Raw genomic sequence first — 17179 nt, 5'->3', positions numbered from 1 at the left:
AGCAATCGAATCCCTGTGACAAAGAATGGATACACACCCAGATGAATAATCCTATCTTCTTCGCCCGATGCAATTTTACCTTCTTTCATAATTATTCACTCATCTTATCAACATAGTGACAATTTAGGGAGTGTTGAACACCATTTTTTAACTCAAACAACCAGTTAACGCATAAAAAGCCAATACGCTATTCCATGAAACCAATGGCATTTCCGATACTACTACAATAGTCACAAGCCACATGCATCATTTGATACTTAAGTGCTAACAAATGGTTACAAGAAATGACAGCCATAGTAATAGATGGAGCGGAGCTATCTATGTTTAATTCGTTATCGATATAAAAGCAAAGAGCCATGGTTATTCACCATGGCTCTTAGTTCGATAGGATTTAAGCAGAAGTATTACCCCCACACACCTTCTGTGGGCTCGACCAGGCTCTCGTGGTAATTAAGGGCTGGCGTTCTGTCTTCTGATAACAATAGTGGCCCATCAATATCGACCCATCGAGCTTGTTGAGCAAGCAGCAATGCTGGGGCCATGGCAAGAGAGGTACCAATCATGCAACCAACCATCACTTCAAAACCCATTTCCTGTGCTTCTCTAAGCAGAGTCAAAGCTTCCGTCATACCACCGGTTTTATCCAGCTTAATGTTCACCGCTTGATAACGCCCTTTCAAAGCGGCCAGTGAAGTACAGTCAATACATGACTCATCAGCGGTAATCGGTAGTTCCGGTGTAATGGTTTCGAGTAGATGCTCTTCTTCGAACGACAACGGCTGCTCAACCATTTCGACACCGAGTTCAGCGAGAACTGGCAAGTACTCACACAGCTGTGCAAAGCTCCAACCAGTATTGGCATCAATCACCAAACGGGTATTAGGCGCCGCCGCTCGTACAGCACGAACACGTTCTAAGTCACCGTCACGACCAAGTTTTAGCTTCAGAATTGGGCGATGCTTTTGCGCTTCAGCCGCTTTGCCCATTTTTTCAGCACTATCGAGCGATAGAGTGAATACCGTGGTCACTGGCTGAGGTGCTTTAGTAAAGCCCGCCATTTGCCATGCTGGTTGCTGTTTTAGCTTGGCTTCCAATTCAAATAAAGCACAGTCAACGGCATTGCGTGGCGCAGCAGATGGTAACAACTCACCGAGTTCTTCACGGCTGATACCCGATTCTACTGCTTGAACAACAGATTCAACATCCGCCAAGACATCGTAAGGGTAATCGGGCTCGAAGACATTCATCCGTTCGCACTCGCCACGCCCTACGAGTCCATCTTGTTCAATCTCAACCACCACTACTTCACCATGCAGCATTGGATCCATGCGTGAAATGACAAATGGCTCATGCAGTGGCCACCTTTCAACGCGCACACTCATCTTACGCATAGCAAACCTCTTCGATGCCATCGACAATTTTCGCCACGCCTGTACGGACAGGGTCGACCACAGGTACACCAAATTGTTTCTCAATGCGTGCGATTTCAGCAAGTGCCTCTTCTTCACTCAAATTCACCGTGTTCAGCGCGATACCACCCAGACGAATATTCGGGTTGGTCACGCGCCCCATGGTAAGGTTGATATCGATAACCGTTTGTAGATCCGGCACGCTGTAACCTTCCATTTCATCCATTTGGGTACGCCCTGCTTCATGACAAACGACGATCACGTCCGCCTGAGCACCATGCAGCAGACCAAGGCTCACACCTGCATAAGCTGGGTGTAGCAAAGAGCCCTGACCTTCGATAATGTCCCAATGTTCCGGTGCGTTATCTGGAGAGAGTGTTTCAACCATGCCAGAAATGAAGTCGGAAACCACGGCATCCACAGGCACACCGCTCCCTTCAATAAGAATACCGGTTTGGCCTGTCGCGCGGAACGTTGCTGGGATACCGCGTTTCTCCATCTCATGATGAATCGCCAGAGTCGTAAACATTTTGCCCACACAACAGTCGGTACCAACACTTAGCAGACGTTTTCCAGTGCGCGGAAGGCCTGTACCACATACCATTGGTCCTTGTGGTACGCGAACATCTAACAATTGCTGACCCGTTCGCTCAGCAGCGGCAACCAGCTCAGGAACGTCGTTTAGACGCATGTGCAGACCGCTTGCGACGTCCATACCTGATTCCATAGCTTCAATTAAGATATCAACCCAAGACATAGGCAGCGTGCCACCGACTGGCGCGAGGCCAAGAATAAAGGTTTTCGCGCCACACGCGGCAGCCTCACGCGGTGACATTTCCGCGATGCCAAGATCTGCCTGTGCACCCGGAAGTCGATATTGCGCCAGACATTTCTCTGGTCGCCAGTGAGCCACACCTTTGGCTACTTTCGCCATCAGAAGATCATTTGCATCGCCCAGAAACACCAGATATGGCGTTTTCAATTCAATCTTATTCATTGTTTCGATCCTTTTTAAAGTCAAACGAGCCCACAAGAGTCTTTGCTCCTGTTGCCTTTAGGTTGGGGTTGGTATAAGTATCAGGTTGTTGCGACGGTGGCAGGCTTCGCGCCCGGTGTTCGCTGGATCTGATGACGATAGAGATAACGTTCTGCCTGACGCCAGGCCATTACAAATCCAGTTGCAATCACCAAATACATCGCCGCCGCCAGAAAGTACGTCGAGATATCAAAAGTCTGAGAAAATGCGCGTCGGGTTTGTCCCATCAAGTCCATCACGGTAATCACACTCGCGACCGCACCGCCTTTGAGCATTAAAATGCATTCATTCCCAAGGGCAGGAAAAGCAATGCGATACGCAAGGGGCATAACAATACGTCGGTACAACAAGCTATTATTCATTCCCATTGATTTGGCCGCTTCTATCTCACCTGCATCTACAGACTGAATTGCACCGCGTAATATCTCGGTCTGATAAGCCAGTGAGTTGAGGGTGAACACCAACAGTGCACAGTTAACTGGATCGCGGAAGAAACCCCACATTCCCATTTCCATTAGCCCAGGGCGAAACTGACCGGAGCCGTAATAGAGTAAAAACAGCTGAGCAATCAGTGGCGTTCCACGAAAGAAAGAGATAAAGAGCTGTGCCGGCCAGCGATAGATACGCGCCCGCTGAATACGCAATAGTGACATAGGCAATGCCAGCAAAGCCGCGATCGACACCGAAATAAAGGTAATTTTCAGCGTCATCCATGCCCCATCGAGCAACATCGGAGCGACCTTAGCAATAAAATCTGTCATAGCTTTCTCCTTAGCGACTCACTCGAATACCACGTTTTGAGTGTTGCTCCATTGCTGCCAATAATCTTTCGCAGCACAAGCACACCGCCCAATAGGCTAAACAAACCGTCAGATAGAACAAAAATGGCTTTTTGGTGGCACCGACAGCGATGTTCGCTGCACGCATCAAGTCATCCAGTGCAATGACCGACACCAAAGCGGTATCCTTTAATAAGTTGATCCACAAGTTACCTAACCCTGGCAGAGCCAAACGCAGCAGTTGCGGACGCTCGATCAGCCAGAATATTTGAAGTCTGGACAACGCGAGTGCGCACCCAGCCTCACGCTGACCTTTATCCATTGCTTTCCAGGCACCACGTAGTACCTCCGCCGCGTATCCGCTAAAAACCAGACCGAGTGCGATCACACCTGCTCCAAATGGATTGAGTTCGAAAAAGCCGTTACTTGGGTCAAGCCATTTAAGAGTTTTGTTAATCAGAAGGCCGACGCCATGATAAATGATAAACAGCGTCAGCAGCTCCGGGAGCCCACGCAGCACTGTGGTATAAACATTGGCAAACCAGCGATGGCTTTTACTTGAGCTTATCGACAGTGCCGCCACGCCCGTTCCCAAAAATAACCCAACAGGTAAGGCACACAGTGCTAACCCAAGGGTTACCGCTAAACCTTTAAGCAGTTCGTCCCCCCAGCCGGTGTCACCCAGACTCAGATACATCAGATAATCCATCGCGTCGCTCTCTTTATGATTTACTACTCAGTGGCGACATTAGCCGCCACGAAACTGGCTTATTTCAGAGTCAGTAAGTTAATCGAGAAGAACTCGTCGTTGATTTTCTGATAAGTACCATTTTTGATGATGCTCGCTAACGCCTGATCTAAACGTTGGCGAAGTTCCTGATCTTCTTTACGAAATGCGATACCCACGCCATCACCCACATATTGTCGGTCCATGATCAGGTTGCCGACTTTCTCACAACACGCGCCATCTTCAGAACTTAGCCAGTCCGTCATTGGCATGATGTCGCCCGCCTGAGCGTCAATACGGCCACTAACCAAGTCGAGGTTTACTGCATCCTGTGTAGGGTATAAACGCACTTCAGAATCTGGGTATTTCGCTAGCAGGTACTCAGCCTGTGTCGTCGACCCTTGTGCACCGATGATCATGCCTTTCATCGCCTCTGGGGACACATCTTTAATACCTGACTGCTTATCGACAACAAACGTCATCGCAGACGCCTGATACGGAGCGCTGAACGCCACTTGTTGTTTGCGCTCATCGGTAATAAACATGGAAGCCAGAATCATGTCGTATTTACCCGCCAAAAGCGCCGGAATAATACCGTCCCAATCCTGAGCGACAAACTCACATTCGACTTTCATCTCGCTGCAGAGGGCTTTACCGATTTCGATATCAAACCCGGCTAGCTGGCCGTCTGCGGTGTAGTAGTTAAACGGAGGATACGCACCCTCTGTACCAATTTTGATTGTTTCCGCATTAACGCCCGCTGAAGCAGCGACGGCCACGGAGGTTGCAAGCAAAGCACCTAAAAATTTTCCTTTTGACATCATGGATTCCCTTATACTTTTGTTATCGTTTCATTCCAGATTCTCGCTCGCTAAGAAGACATCTCCCTTCTACTTCAGCAAACGGTCACAAAGACAGTATTGAGTATGTGAAAAAAGTACTTAAAAGCCATAATGATGAATTAGTATGATATACATAGCCTATCGCTATGGGGTGTTCATTCAAGTAACCATTCAAGGAAAGAAGCACATGCTCAACCCTAAAGACCGCCTTTTACGTAATCTCGACTGGAACTTACTGTATACGTTCTTAACCATTGTTAACGAAGGTGGTATTAGTGCTGCTGCGCGCAAGTTATCGCTCAGCCAACCCAGCGTAAGTAATGCGTTGAAGCGACTTGAAGAGCACGTAGATAAACGGCTCATCCTGCGTAAAAAAGGCGTGTTCTCTCTGACTCTGCACGGGATGCGAGTTTACGAGTATGCCTCATCAGTGAGTCGTATCATTGGCAACATGGCGGATCAATTTGTTGATCAAGCGGATAATATTCAAGGCGAGTTGACGATTGAGATAGCCAGTCATCTGCAGTGCCCGGCGTTTGATGCCACACTGGCTTACTATCACGCGCTGTACCCTAACGTTATTTTTAACGTTAATACCCATCCAAGCGCTGACATCGTCAGTCACGTCGCTGACGGTTTATTACACATAGGATTGAGTAATAAGAAAATAGCAAAAACAGGCATTCGCTGTGACTTTCTTGGCTACGAACAGATGGGTTTTTATTGCGGACGAACTCACCCGTGCTTTGGACGCGAAGACTTGACCCTCGACGAAATTAAAGGCTTGCCCTACATCTCTTTTGAAAGCGACCAGCCAGGAGAAGGACTGGACGCTATCGCCCACTTTCGTGAACAACAGCAGTTTTGGGGTAAATTAGTTGCCGTTTCGTCCAATGTTGAGGAAGTTCGCCGCATGATCATGGCAGGCATCGGCTTTGGTGCACTGACTGTCGAAAGCGCCAAACCTTACGTTGCACAAGGACTACTGTGGCCACTTCCTCCCTACGAATCACTGCCCGTAACCGAAATGTATTTAGTAACGCCAGAAACGGTCTCGTTGAGCGATATTGAAGTGCAGTTTGTTAAACTGCTCAAGCAACAAACTCAAGAGTTGGTGCGCGGTACAGTCAATGCGATTCAGACCGCTCATCACCAACCTAATGGGGTATAAATGGCATTTTCATTGTCGATTTACCCCAACTCCGCACATATTGAATCTATTCTATCTGCGGATCCATTCCGATGTAGCCGCTTTCCATTAACATTTTGTATAGTTTGCAACCAGCGTACTTATTTCTCACAAATATTGTTAAGGTTATCAATAGTCGACTACTGTTATTGATGAAAAACGCATTTAGAGCGTTATTTGTCGAGAACGGTGATACGACCTACTGGACTAAAGTGATAGTGAAGTTCTTGGGCGTTAGCCGATAAAGGAACGCATCATGAGTGAGAACGAGAAAAACAAGCCGCAAGGGATCTATAAATATTATGAGAAGAATCCTAAAACTGCGGATGAGAAAGTCTTTGGCCGAGTCAGTTATCCTGATAGACGAGGCTTTTTAAAAGGAGCAGGGTTAGCCACTATGGCTGCCGTGCTTGGCGGAGCAATTCCCTTCCATCGAAATATGCCCGCAGGTATCATTCCTGCTGCTTTTGCAGAAGGGTTAGATGATGTGATGATTGAGGGCAAAGACGGTCTGACAGTGCTCAACGACAGGCCAATGAATGCTGAAACGCCACCTCACCTTCTTAATGACGACATTACGCCTACCCGCCGTCATTTCATACGCAACAACGGTATCCCTCCAACCGCAGTCAACGCTGAGGCCTGGAGTTTAACCATCGACGGTTTGGTGGATAAACCCATGACGCTTACGATTGCTGATCTGAAGAAAAACTTCGATGTGATCGAGCAGCAACTCGTTGTGGAATGTGGCGGTAATGGCCGCGCATTCTTTGATCCTAAAGCATCAGGTAATCAATGGACCTACGGCGCTGTTGCCTGTTCCAGCTGGACTGGCGTGAGACTTGCCGATGTTCTCAAAGCTGCAGGCGTCCAAGATGGTGCGGTGTATACGGCACACTACGGTGCAGATAAACACCTTTCTGGTCAGGAAGGCAAATTACCAATATCTCGCGGAGTGCCTATTGCTAAAGCCATGGGTACAGAAAACCTTCTCGCTTTCGAACAAAACGGTGAACCACTTCATCCAATGAATGGTGCGCCCCTACGCTTGGTTGTCCCGGGGTGGCCAGGCTCATGTTCACAAAAATGGCTGACACGAATTCAAATCCGCGATCAGGTACATGATGGTCCGAAAATGACAGGGACATCCTATCGTGTGCCTAACAGACCAGTGGCTCCCGGCGAAGAAGTTGCAAAAGAGGATTTTGAAATCATCGAGCGTATGCCGGTGAAATCCCTCATCACTTCACCACAAACTAACTCACAAGTTGATGGAAACGAGGTTGCGGTACGCGGCCATGCCTGGTCTGGAGACCGTAAAGTGACAAAAGTTCAGCTTTCGATAGATTTTGGCGCAACATGGATGGATGCTGACCTCGCCGATCCAGCAAACGACGGCGCATGGCAAACCTTTAATGCCAAAGTGAAGTTCCCTCAGCCGGGCTATTATGAAGTTTGGGCGAAAGCGACAGATGATCAGAATGTTAGCCAACCTTTTGCCATCGCCTGGAATCCAAAAGGATACCTGAACAACACCTTCCATCGCATTGCTTTGGTCGTTAAGGGGTAAGAACGGTGAAACACAACAAACGTAAAGAGCGGGCCTTCCCGCTCTCTGTTGCGCTGATTGCCCTTTATAGCGGTGTTGTTTTTGCTGACGAAGAATTGATCGCTGCCGGCGAACAACAAGCCATGGTATGCAAAGCCTGCCACCAATTCGAACCAGATAGTGTTGCGTTAGTTGGCCCTCCATTATGGGGCTTGGCAGAGCGTACTATCGCCAGTTTCGAAGGCTTCAATTACAGTGAAGGAATCAAACAGCATCAAGGAAAGTGGGATGCCGAAAAGCTAGATGCATTCATCGCTTCGCCAACAGAATTTGCTCCAGGCACCAATATGGTGTTTCCGGGCGTCAAAGATCCGGGGGCTCGAGCCGCCATCATCGCGTGGCTTGCGACTAAGAATCCCTCACCTCCGGACTGGGTCACTCCTTCGTCCGGCATGGAGGTAAAATCAGCGGGCGATGGAATCTTAACACCGGGAGAAAACATGGAACTGGTTGCGGCAATATGCTCTGCTTGTCATTCTTTACATATGGTTGCTCAGCAAGGTTTAAGCAGAAAACGTTGGGATAAAATGCTCGACTGGATGATTGAGGAGCAAGGTATGGAAGAATTATCGCAAGACGACCGGGAAGCCGTACTAGATTATTTGTCAACGCATTATGGTCAGTAGCGATTTGTCTGATTTGAGACCCCAACAATTCACTACTTCTTCTGCCACACCATCCAATACTCTTTACCTTTAAACACGTCGACGCTGTCAGTCACTGGTGCGGATTCTATGAGAGAAAACGACTTATCTAACCGCCTTTCCAACTCGCCGCTGCGCAAACAAAACGGAGGAAAGCGCGATAGATAGTCGTTATCGATAACAAAATAACCCACCAGAAGACCTTTGCTTGGTAATAACCGCTGAATCATTGCAAAGTAATCGTCCCACTTCTCTTTTGGTAATGCGGTTAAAAATGCTCGTTCATAAATCACGTCAAACGGCTCGGAAAATTCAGCACTAAACACGTCCCCTAACCTGACGTTATCTTTGTGCCTGCCAAGCTTTGATTGAGCCATTTTCACGGCTTCTTCGCTATAATCCATCGCGACAACATCATGTCCATGATCGACGAACTGTGTTACCTCATACGCTGCACCGCAGCCGGGAATAAACACAGATTGAGCATCACCGGAAATTTGGCTTAGGTAACGTTTTAGGTCTTCGGGCGCTTGATTTCGATCCCACGGCATTGTGCCTTTGACAAACAAATCATCCCAGAAATTCACATCGATACTTGGTGAGTCTGTCGTTTTCATTGCACTTCCTTTAAATCGGTATTGTTTAACTTAAAAAGGGATACGCGACTTATCTCGGTATCCCTTTTATCCTAGCCTTACCCTGTTATATCTAACGTTGCTAATTGCGTAAATCGTTAATCAGAGGTTGCTCCGCGCTGGTCGGCACAAACTGGACCTTGCCCTTGAGCTTAGTAACAGACTGCAACGTTGCTTGAATATCATCGGCAGAAACGTGATCTTCCTGGCAACAGAATGTAATCGTATCGCTGAAACCATCGCGCTCAATTTTTAACGAGCCGGTAATTTCATGGCGACGGCACACTTCCTGTATCTGGTGCGGATAAACAAATAAGCCTTTAACTTTGACTGCCGAATCGGCGCGCCCCATCCAGCCCTTTATGCGCATATTAGTACGTGGTGAATCAGAGTCTCTTTCGATGTAAGCAGAGAGATCACCGGTTGCGTAGCGAATAAGCGGAAACTTTTCATCCAGAGAAGTCACCACCACCTCACCGATTTCACCTGATTGAACAGGCATACCATCAGGGTCAACGATTTCGACAATGATATCTTCTGCAATCACTAAGCCTTGTTCACCAGAAACCTGATAAGCAATCAAACCAAGTTCTGCGCTCGCATACGCTTGAGACACTGCAATGCCCATGTCTGAAAACGCTTTTTGCATGTCTGCAGTAACCGCTTCTCCAGAAACCAGAGCCTTATTAATGCTCGGCTTCTCACCATATTGCTCTTGATACTTGGTTAGCAAAGTAATTAGGTAAGATGGTGTCCCGGTGTAGCCCGTCGGCTGAAGCTGTTTGATCGCTTCAATCTGCGCTTCACTATTCCCCACGCCAGCCGGAAACACTGCACAGCCGCAGGCTCTTGCCCCGCCATCCATAATAAATCCGCCCGGAGAGAAATGATAAGAGAGCGTGTTGTGGACTAAATCTCCGCGGCGAAACCCAGCCGCGTGAAACGCACGCCCCATACGCCAGAAGTCAGCTTCATCCGTTTGTGCCTCATACAATGGGCCTGGAGATTGAAACACGCGAGCCATTTGCCCGATACTGACGCTGTTCAAGCCCCCAAACGGCGGCTTGAGTATCTGCTGGCTGGGCACATTAAACTTGCGTGTAATCGGCAACTTCGATAGCCCTTCGCGACAACTTACCGCAGTAGGATCAATATCTGCGAATAGTTTGGCGTAATGCTCGCTGTGCGCTTTTGCATTTTCAATCAGTGTCGGCAGACGTTTAAACAGAGATTCTTCTCTCTCTGTTGACGGCAGAGACTCTTTCGCATCGAATAATTCGTTCATCACTGCTCCTTATAACCAACGCTTACGACGTTTGTAAGATTTTAAGTTCTTAAAGCTCTTACGCTCTTCATCACCGCCACCGAGATAGAACTCTTTCACGTCTTCGTTATTCAGCAACTCATGCCTGCTACCGTCGAGCACGATTTTGCCTGATTCCATGATGTAACCGTAGTCGGCAGCATGAAGTGCAAAGTTGGCGTTCTGCTCCACCAACAACATGGTGATGCCCTGATCTTTGTTAATCTTCTTAATGATGCTGAACACTTCTTTCACTAACAGTGGCGACAGCCCCATAGAAGGTTCATCCAGTAAGATCATTTTCGGGCGAGCCATCAGTGCCCGGCCGATCGCCAACATCTGCTGTTCACCACCTGACAAATAACCCGCAAGACCCGTACGCTCTTTTAGTCGAGGAAAGTAGTCAAACACCATTTCGATGTCTTTCTCAACTTCGTTGTCGTTACGGGTAAAAGCGCCTAAACGGAGGTTCTCAATCACCGTCATGTCTTCAACGATTCGACGCCCTTCCATCACCTGGAAGATACCCGAACGAACAATTTCTTCCGGACTCTTGTTGTCGATACGCTCGCCCATGAAGGTAATTTCACCACGGGTCACTTCACCATCCTCGGTCTTCAACAACCCAGAAATCGCTTTTAGTGTGGTCGATTTACCTGCACCGTTTGCGCCTAATAGCGTCACGATCTGTCCTTTAGGTACTTCAAGGCTCACACCACGCAGTACCAGGATTACTTCGTCGTAGACCACTTCGATATTGTTCACCGAGAGCAGAATTTCTGCTGGTTCAATATTCGTTGCTAATTCACTCATCAAGCCACTCCTTGTGCAGGTGAGAGTTGCCTCCCACCTATCCTATTCTTAGTAATCGTTATGCTTAGTAAGTAGTAGATTAGTAACCTAACCAATCATCACGACGTGACAATGTCACCTGAGACACTTTCTTGATGTCTACCGCGCCACCTTGGTTATTGCCCATGAACACGTTCACGGTTGTGGTACCACGGTGATCTTCTGGTTGCCAGTTGGCAGGAATACACACACCCTCCAGGCCTTTTGGTACCCAGTTTTTGTGTACATACATGCCTTTCTTGATGTTATCACCCGTAATACCACCGTTGTCTTTCGCCCACTCCATCGCTTCCTTCATATAGAACGCAGAGCACACGCCGCGGATGTAGTGGTGAGTTCGGAATTCGCCCGGTTCAGACTCAGAAACCTTGGATATTTCCTCAACCAGTTTCATTCCTTCAGTGTCGTCACCCCAGAATGCCGTCATGCCTGGGAAAACGTAGTCTTTCAGGCCGTCTCCCGCCGCTTCAATAACCGGTTTATCACCGCCCCAAATATTAGCCATGTATTGGAAGTCGGTGCCGACCGTGTTACACGACTTCACCAGAGAAATAACCGAACCGCCTAGGTTAGCGATATAGCCGTAGTTGGTACCAGACTCTTTAAGCGACAGACATTGTGCTTTGAAATCACCCGGTTTAAGTGAGACAACCACTGGGTTTTGCACTTCAAAGCCCAGCTCTGTAGCGTACTCTGCACACGCTTCTTTCGGTGCATTCGGGAATGGGTGGTTGTCACCGATGTGGGTAAATTTAGGTGCAGTGGTATTGCCTTTTGATTCCCAGTCTTCTTTCGCCCATTTCACTAATGCACGACAAGCATCCGAGTAAGACGCGCCGTAGAAGAAATTGTACGGAGCTGGTTTGGCTGTTTTCGGATTTTTACCCGTAGGGTCCGTTAAGTGGCCCGAATAAGACGCCGAAAAGACGGGAACTTTGTCTTTGGTGACAAAAGAGATTAACGCTTCGGTGTCCGCCGTACCCCAACCTTGCAGCGCGACCATGTTTTTACGGGCAACCCAACGTTTGTAATTAGAAATCGCAACTGGCACTTTGTACGCCATATCCACCGTTTCAAACTCTAATTCGGTCCCATTAATACCGCCATTTTGGTTGATCCATTGCAGTGCGTCTCGCACACCAGAGCCGTACGGTTTACTTACATAAGCCGTTGGACCAGAGAAGTCGACAAGATGCCCGACAAACACAGAATCTTTTGCCCAAGATGCGGTAGTAAACAGTGCCGAAGATAGCACCAACGTTGTCGCTAAATGTCCTTTGTTCATAACTCGTTGTCCTTGTTATTGAGGTATATTCCACTTAAGTACACGTTAATAAGAGAACGGATAATGTTTCCAATATGCTCGAATCTGCTGCCAGCGATGTGACAACCCTTGAGGTTCGAAAATCAGAAACAGCATGATGACCAGACCAATTGCCATCTCTTTGAAGTAAGCCAGCCCATCAATAAACGAAGTGTTATCGCTAAACGCAGCCAAACCCGTTACGCCAAACTCTAAAACTTCTGGCAGCAATACGATAAATATCGTGCCCATTAAGGTGCCTTTTACTGAGCCCAGACCACCGATGATGATCATCGCCAGGAACTGGATAGACATCATGATGGTGAAGCCTTCCGCAGAGACAAAGCCTAAGTAATGACCGTAGAGTGCGCCGCCGATACCTGCGTAGAATGCGCAGACTCCAAAAGAGAGCAGACGATACTTGGTCAGGTTGATACCCATGATTTCTGCGGATAAGTAGTGATCTCGTACTGAGACAAACGCACGTCCATCACGCGAACGAATCAGGTTCGATGCCCACATGTACATAAAGATCAGCGCAAACAGTGCAACATAGAAGAAGCTTTCATCGGTCGAAAATTCGAAACCAAACAGATTGATTGGGTTTGCACTTGCACCGTATGAACCACCACTGAACCACTCAGCGCGAGCAAAGAAATCTTCTAAGATGAACTGAGCGGCTAAGGTTGCGATTGCGAGGTACAAGCCTTTGATACGCGCCGCTGGCAGACCAAAGATCATCCCGACAATCATGGTCAGGTAACCCGCGAGCGGAATGGCAAGCACCACAGGAATGTTGTATTGGTTGTTCAGCCATGCCGATGCAAATGCGCCAAAGCCAAAGAACGCACCGTGACCTAACGAAATTTGCCCGGTAAAGCCGACCAGAATATTCAGACCGAGCGCTGCAATACCCAGATATGCAATCTGAATAAATAGGTTAAGGAAGTAGATATCCAGAACCAGCGGCGCTGCCAGCATTGCGATAACACCCGCAATCGCTAGTCTTCTGATGGTTTTGGTTTCAAAAATCGGCGTATCACTTTTGTATGTGGTTCGAAAATCCCCACATGGGCGCATGCTAAGTTGAGCCATGTTATTTCTCCTTAAATACGCTCAATATCTTTGGTACCAAACAGGCCATATGGCTTGAAGGCAAGAATGATTAACAGCACATAGAAAGGTGCGATGTTGTACAGGTTACCCACTTGCAGGTATTGGCTATCAACGAACTCAGCCAGATTCTCTAGTAACCCGATAGTGATACCACCAACAATCGCCCCGACCACCGAGTCCAAGCCACCTAAGATTACCGCTGGGAATACTTTGATGCCGATGATGGATAGCGCGTCAGAAACACCGTTTACAATCCCGATAACAATCCCTGCTGTCGCGGATACCATCGCCGAAATAGCCCAACTGATCGCAAACACTTTCTTAATGGAAATGCCAAGACTCTGGGCTACTTGCTGGTTAAATGCCGTCGCTCGCATCGCCAAACCCATTTTGCTGAATTTGAAGAACCAGTAGAACGCACCCATGATGATCATCGAGAAAATTAAACTAAGGATGTAAGCAAACTCGACGTTTAAACCACCAATATTCACCACGTTTGTTTGGAATACTTGTGGGTACGATACAGCTGATACGCCAAATATCCATTTCATCAGTGCCTGGAAGAACATCGACAGACCGATCGTCACCATAATGACCGAGATGATCGGCTCACCAATTAAAGGTCTGAGCACAATGGTTTGCACAGCGATACCAAACACCATCATAAAGGCGAGTGTCAGTAAGAAGCCGATAAAGAACGGTAATTGAAGGTGAACCAACGCCGCCCAGCACACCCATGCGCCGATCAGTAGAAATTCACCTTGCGCGAAGTTCACCACCTGAGTCGATTTGTAAATCAATACAAAGCACATGGCGACCACGCCATACAACATGCCGACGATTACGCCATTAATGACGAGTTGCAGTAATAAATCCGTATTCACTATGCGATCCTCCGTTGTTCGCTATCCACCAGTGTCAGCTCATGTTGAATAAGCGTTTCAATCACCAGTGACGTTTGAATGCGTGTCTTAGTCCCATCCTGATAAGTAATCACCGTATCGACATCGACATTTGGCGCAGCACTGTAAATGGTCTCGATGATGTCACCGTATTTCTCCGCAACCACACCGCGACGAACCTTACGAGTACGGGTTAACTCACCGTCATCGGCATCCAGCTCTTTATAAAGCAGAATGAATTTGCTGATTTTCTGTGCATCCGGTAGCGACTCGTTCACTTTTAGGACTTCTTCGCGAATCGCTTTGTACACTTCAGGTTGTGCAGAAAGGTTGGTGTAGTTGGTAAACGCAATGCCCTTTTGTTCCGCCCACTTGGCGACAATCGCATAACGAATACAGATGATTGCAGAGAGCCAAGGCCTGTCTTTGCCCACCACAACCGCTTCCGCGATAAATGGTGAGAACTTGAGTTTGTTTTCTATAAACTGCGGAGAGTAACGATCGCCATGGCTGGTTTCCGACATGTCTTTCAGACGGTCAATCACCACTAGGTGGCCAGATTCTTTAAAGTAGCCTGCGTCGCCAGTGTGCATCCAGCCATCTTGCACATCTTCATCGTAAGCGGCTTGGTTGTTGAGGTAGCCGGTAAACATGCCAGTACTTTTGGCAATGATCTCACCCACCCCATTGCTGTCTGGGTTGATGACTTTCACTTCCGCATTGTCAAACGCCACACCGACTGAGTCGTAGTCCACGTCATTCGCTTTATGCACGGTGTACGCGCCACACATTTCAGTCTGACCATAAAGCTGTTTGAGTGGCACACCAATCGCTTGTAGGTAACGGAAAGTGTCCGGACCCATTGCCGCACCGCCTGTTGCAGCAGAGGTCAGATTCGAGAAACCTAAACGGTCACGCAGTGCACGCAGAAGTATCCATTCGGCTAGCTTGGAGCGTTTACCCTGATCCAAGGCTTGATTCGCCAACTTCATGCCGAGTTTATACATTTTCTGCTTAAACGGCGTAGAGTCCATCATTCGAGCAGACACGTCTGCCACAATGTTTTCCCATACACGCGGAGCCAACAGAACGAAGTTTGGGCCAATCTCGCGCAAGTCCGCCATCATGGTTTCCTGCTCTTCAACGAAGTTGACGACTTGACGAGAAATCAACGCCTGACCAACTACGTATACCTGCTCCATAATCCAAGGCAGAGGCAGTACAGAAACGTAATTGTCACCTGGAGTGCGTGGGTCAGCACGCAGATAAGCCGCACAGTGATCCAAAAACGTACCGCTGTGAAGCTGGGCTAATTTTGGTTTAGAAGTCGTACCCGAAGTGGTACAAAGAATCGAAAGATCGCTGCCTTTGGTTGCCGCAACCATATTCAGATATTTGTCAGGGTCAGCTTTGTCGATTAACTGACCTTTTTTATACGCTTTCTCGACATCGATAAGTCTTGGATCATCGTACTTGCGCATTCCGCGTGGATCACAATAAATGATGAACTCAACGCTCGGGATCTCATCGCCCAACTCAAGCAACTTGTCACATTGCTCTTCATCTTCTGCAATCACTACTTTCGCTTTGGCATAGTTGATTAAATACGCCACTTCCTCGTGCATCGAGTCTTGATAGATGCCCAGTGAATAACCTTTGATCGCATGCGCGGCCAGTTCGCCCCACACCCATTCAGGTCGGTTGTCGCCTAAAAGCCCCACAACGTCTTGTTCACCAACACCTAAATCTTGCAGTGCAAGCGCCATCCACTTAACTCGGTCTTCATAGTCCTGCCAAGTAAATTCTCGCCAAATACCAAATTCCTTCTCGCGCATTGCGACCTGATCTGGCCAGTGCTTGGCATTGTGCTGCAACACTTTTGGAAAGGTATCTAAGCTGGTTATATCTGCCCAATCATTATGTTGCTGTGCCATTATGCACTCTCCTCTAATGTCGGAAGGTCTTCACCTAAGTAGGCTTGTTTCACGTGTGGATTCGCCATCACTTCTTCTGGCTCACCCATCGCGATGTGCTTACCAAAGTCCAAAACTAACACTCGGTTAGAGATGTCCATGACGACACCCATATCGTGCTCGATCATGATGATGGTGATGTCCAGTTCTTCGTTGAGATCCATGATGTAACGTGCCATGTCTTCCTTTTCTTCAAGGTTCATACCGGCCATTGGTTCATCAAGCAGAAGGAGTTTTGGCTTCAAAGCAATAGCGCGAGCAAGCTCAACACGCTTACGTAACCCGTAAGAAAGCGTGCCAGCGGTGGCTTTACGGATGTGTTGGATTTCTAAAAAGTCGATGACGTCTTCGACGTACTTGCGGTGTGCCATCTCTTCTTTTTGTGCGTTAGAGAACCAGTAGAGCGGACCTGTCACAAAGTTGTTTTTCAGCAGGTGGTGACGGCCAACCATGATGTTGTCGAGTACGGACATATGCGAAAAAAGCGCTAAGTTCTGGAAGGTTCTTCCAAGACCTAACTCAGCCCGTTGACTCGGTGTACGCTTGGTCACGTCATCTCCGGCAAATACGACGGATCCTTTATTCGGCGTGTATCGACCGGAAATGCAGTTGAGCATGGATGTTTTTCCGGCACCATTGGGACCAATGATTGAAAAGATTTCCTTTTCGTTCACATGGAAGCTCACATCGGTTAAAGCTTTAACCCCACCAAAGGCCAATGAAATATCGTTTACCTGCAAAAGAGGTGTTTCCGATACCATAGTTGATCTCCCTTTCTTTTAGAGTGCGTTCCGTGAAGCACTATTTCCATATCCAGCCTGACGTTGATACTGGCAACTGCTTATACACCTATGCATCAA

16 protein-coding genes are annotated in these 17179 nt (G+C 47.9%); 3 read left to right on the top strand and 13 right to left on the bottom strand.

The features are described from left to right. Positions 1 to 404 precede the first annotated feature (404 nt). From dgcA to RXX31_RS01170, 5 genes are all read right to left on the bottom strand, one after another. Positions 405 to 1391 carry an N-acetyl-D-Glu racemase DgcA gene (gene dgcA / locus RXX31_RS01190; RefSeq protein ID WP_317587269.1) on the bottom strand — a complete coding sequence of 329 codons (987 nt, stop codon included), beginning with the start codon at positions 1389 to 1391 and terminating at the stop codon, positions 405 to 407. Next, positions 1384 to 2406 (bottom strand): N-acetyltransferase DgcN, encoded by a 1023-nt coding sequence (gene dgcN / locus RXX31_RS01185; RefSeq protein WP_317587268.1) that lies wholly within the window; start codon positions 2404 to 2406, stop codon positions 1384 to 1386. The genes dgcA and dgcN overlap by 8 nt, the downstream gene beginning before the upstream one ends. 80 nt (positions 2407 to 2486) lie before the next feature. Beyond that, positions 2487 to 3206, bottom strand: coding sequence for an ABC transporter permease (locus tag RXX31_RS01180; RefSeq protein ID WP_317587267.1), 720 nt, complete (start codon positions 3204 to 3206; stop codon positions 2487 to 2489). 10 nt (positions 3207 to 3216) lie between these two features. Beyond that, entirely contained in the window at positions 3217 to 3933 is a 717-nt protein-coding gene (locus tag RXX31_RS01175; protein WP_317587266.1) for an ABC transporter permease subunit, read from the bottom strand. A gap of 59 nt (positions 3934 to 3992) precedes the next feature. Further along, the gene (locus RXX31_RS01170; RefSeq protein WP_020333773.1) at positions 3993 to 4772 is read right to left on the bottom strand and encodes an ABC transporter substrate-binding protein; all 780 of its coding nucleotides are present in this window, start codon (positions 4770 to 4772) and stop codon (positions 3993 to 3995) included. 145 nt (positions 4773 to 4917) lie between these two features. Here RXX31_RS01170 and RXX31_RS01165 point away from each other — a divergent pair, with 145 nt between their 5' ends. From RXX31_RS01165 to RXX31_RS01155, 3 genes are all read left to right on the top strand, one after another. After that, positions 4918 to 5964: a LysR family transcriptional regulator gene (locus RXX31_RS01165; protein ID WP_317587265.1), complete on the top strand. Its 1047-nt coding sequence runs from the start codon at positions 4918 to 4920 to the stop codon at positions 5962 to 5964. A 274-nt stretch (positions 5965 to 6238) separates the two neighbouring features. Next, positions 6239 to 7552 (top strand): molybdopterin-dependent oxidoreductase, encoded by a 1314-nt coding sequence (locus RXX31_RS01160; protein WP_317587264.1) that lies wholly within the window; start codon positions 6239 to 6241, stop codon positions 7550 to 7552. A gap of 5 nt (positions 7553 to 7557) precedes the next feature. Then, the gene (locus RXX31_RS01155) at positions 7558 to 8217 is read left to right on the top strand and encodes a c-type cytochrome (protein ID WP_317587263.1); all 660 of its coding nucleotides are present in this window, start codon (positions 7558 to 7560) and stop codon (positions 8215 to 8217) included. A 32-nt stretch (positions 8218 to 8249) separates the two neighbouring features. Here the strand turns inward: RXX31_RS01155 and RXX31_RS01150 are convergent, their stop codons facing one another. The 8 genes from RXX31_RS01150 to RXX31_RS01115 form a co-directional block, all read right to left on the bottom strand. Next, positions 8250 to 8852, bottom strand: a complete 603-nt coding sequence (locus RXX31_RS01150; protein ID WP_317587262.1) for a methyltransferase domain-containing protein — start codon at positions 8850 to 8852, stop codon at positions 8250 to 8252. A 100-nt stretch (positions 8853 to 8952) separates the two neighbouring features. After that, positions 8953 to 10155, bottom strand: a complete 1203-nt coding sequence (locus tag RXX31_RS01145; protein ID WP_317587261.1) for a phenylacetate--CoA ligase family protein — start codon at positions 10153 to 10155, stop codon at positions 8953 to 8955. A 9-nt stretch (positions 10156 to 10164) separates the two neighbouring features. Next, positions 10165 to 10986, bottom strand: a complete 822-nt coding sequence (locus tag RXX31_RS01140; protein WP_317587260.1) for an ABC transporter ATP-binding protein — start codon at positions 10984 to 10986, stop codon at positions 10165 to 10167. 79 nt (positions 10987 to 11065) lie between these two features. Further along, positions 11066 to 12310: an ABC transporter substrate-binding protein gene (locus RXX31_RS01135; RefSeq protein WP_317587259.1), complete on the bottom strand. Its 1245-nt coding sequence runs from the start codon at positions 12308 to 12310 to the stop codon at positions 11066 to 11068. A gap of 45 nt (positions 12311 to 12355) precedes the next feature. Further along, positions 12356 to 13423: a branched-chain amino acid ABC transporter permease gene (locus RXX31_RS01130; RefSeq protein WP_014233946.1), complete on the bottom strand. Its 1068-nt coding sequence runs from the start codon at positions 13421 to 13423 to the stop codon at positions 12356 to 12358. An 11-nt stretch (positions 13424 to 13434) separates the two neighbouring features. After that, the gene (locus RXX31_RS01125; protein WP_317587258.1) at positions 13435 to 14328 is read right to left on the bottom strand and encodes a branched-chain amino acid ABC transporter permease; all 894 of its coding nucleotides are present in this window, start codon (positions 14326 to 14328) and stop codon (positions 13435 to 13437) included. Next, a complete protein-coding gene (locus tag RXX31_RS01120) occupies positions 14328 to 16280 on the bottom strand; it encodes a long-chain fatty acid--CoA ligase (protein WP_317587257.1) in 1953 nt (650 codons plus the stop codon). Before RXX31_RS01120 ends, RXX31_RS01125 begins: the two co-directional genes overlap by 1 nt. After that, the gene (locus RXX31_RS01115) at positions 16280 to 17080 is read right to left on the bottom strand and encodes an ABC transporter ATP-binding protein (RefSeq protein WP_317587256.1); all 801 of its coding nucleotides are present in this window, start codon (positions 17078 to 17080) and stop codon (positions 16280 to 16282) included. Before RXX31_RS01115 ends, RXX31_RS01120 begins: the two co-directional genes overlap by 1 nt. Positions 17081 to 17179: the final 99 nt, after the last annotated feature.

Origin of the sequence: Vibrio sp. EA2 (assembly GCF_033042495.1) — a bacterium.
Classification (GTDB): Bacteria; Pseudomonadota; Gammaproteobacteria; order Enterobacterales; family Vibrionaceae; genus Vibrio.
Note: the sequence above shows the minus strand (reverse complement) of the source record. Positions and strands in the feature narration are given on the sequence as shown.

Coding starts and splice junctions, on each gene's coding strand:
- dgcA (WP_317587269.1), bottom strand. CDS start 1,391: ATGCGTAAGATGAGTGTGCGCGTTGAAAGGTGGCCACTGCATGAGCCA.
- dgcN (WP_317587268.1), bottom strand. CDS start 2,406: ATGAATAAGATTGAATTGAAAACGCCATATCTGGTGTTTCTGGGCGAT.
- RXX31_RS01180 (WP_317587267.1), bottom strand. CDS start 3,206: ATGACAGATTTTATTGCTAAGGTCGCTCCGATGTTGCTCGATGGGGCA.
- RXX31_RS01175 (WP_317587266.1), bottom strand. CDS start 3,933: ATGGATTATCTGATGTATCTGAGTCTGGGTGACACCGGCTGGGGGGAC.
- RXX31_RS01170 (WP_020333773.1), bottom strand. CDS start 4,772: ATGTCAAAAGGAAAATTTTTAGGTGCTTTGCTTGCAACCTCCGTGGCC.
- RXX31_RS01165 (WP_317587265.1), top strand. CDS start 4,918: ATGATATACATAGCCTATCGCTATGGGGTGTTCATTCAAGTAACCATT.
- RXX31_RS01160 (WP_317587264.1), top strand. CDS start 6,239: ATGAGTGAGAACGAGAAAAACAAGCCGCAAGGGATCTATAAATATTAT.
- RXX31_RS01150 (WP_317587262.1), bottom strand. CDS start 8,852: ATGAAAACGACAGACTCACCAAGTATCGATGTGAATTTCTGGGATGAT.
- RXX31_RS01145 (WP_317587261.1), bottom strand. CDS start 10,155: ATGAACGAATTATTCGATGCGAAAGAGTCTCTGCCGTCAACAGAGAGA.
- RXX31_RS01140 (WP_317587260.1), bottom strand. CDS start 10,986: ATGAGTGAATTAGCAACGAATATTGAACCAGCAGAAATTCTGCTCTCG.
- RXX31_RS01135 (WP_317587259.1), bottom strand. CDS start 12,310: ATGAACAAAGGACATTTAGCGACAACGTTGGTGCTATCTTCGGCACTG.
- RXX31_RS01130 (WP_014233946.1), bottom strand. CDS start 13,423: ATGGCTCAACTTAGCATGCGCCCATGTGGGGATTTTCGAACCACATAC.
- RXX31_RS01120 (WP_317587257.1), bottom strand. CDS start 16,280: ATGGCACAGCAACATAATGATTGGGCAGATATAACCAGCTTAGATACC.
- RXX31_RS01115 (WP_317587256.1), bottom strand. CDS start 17,080: ATGGTATCGGAAACACCTCTTTTGCAGGTAAACGATATTTCATTGGCC.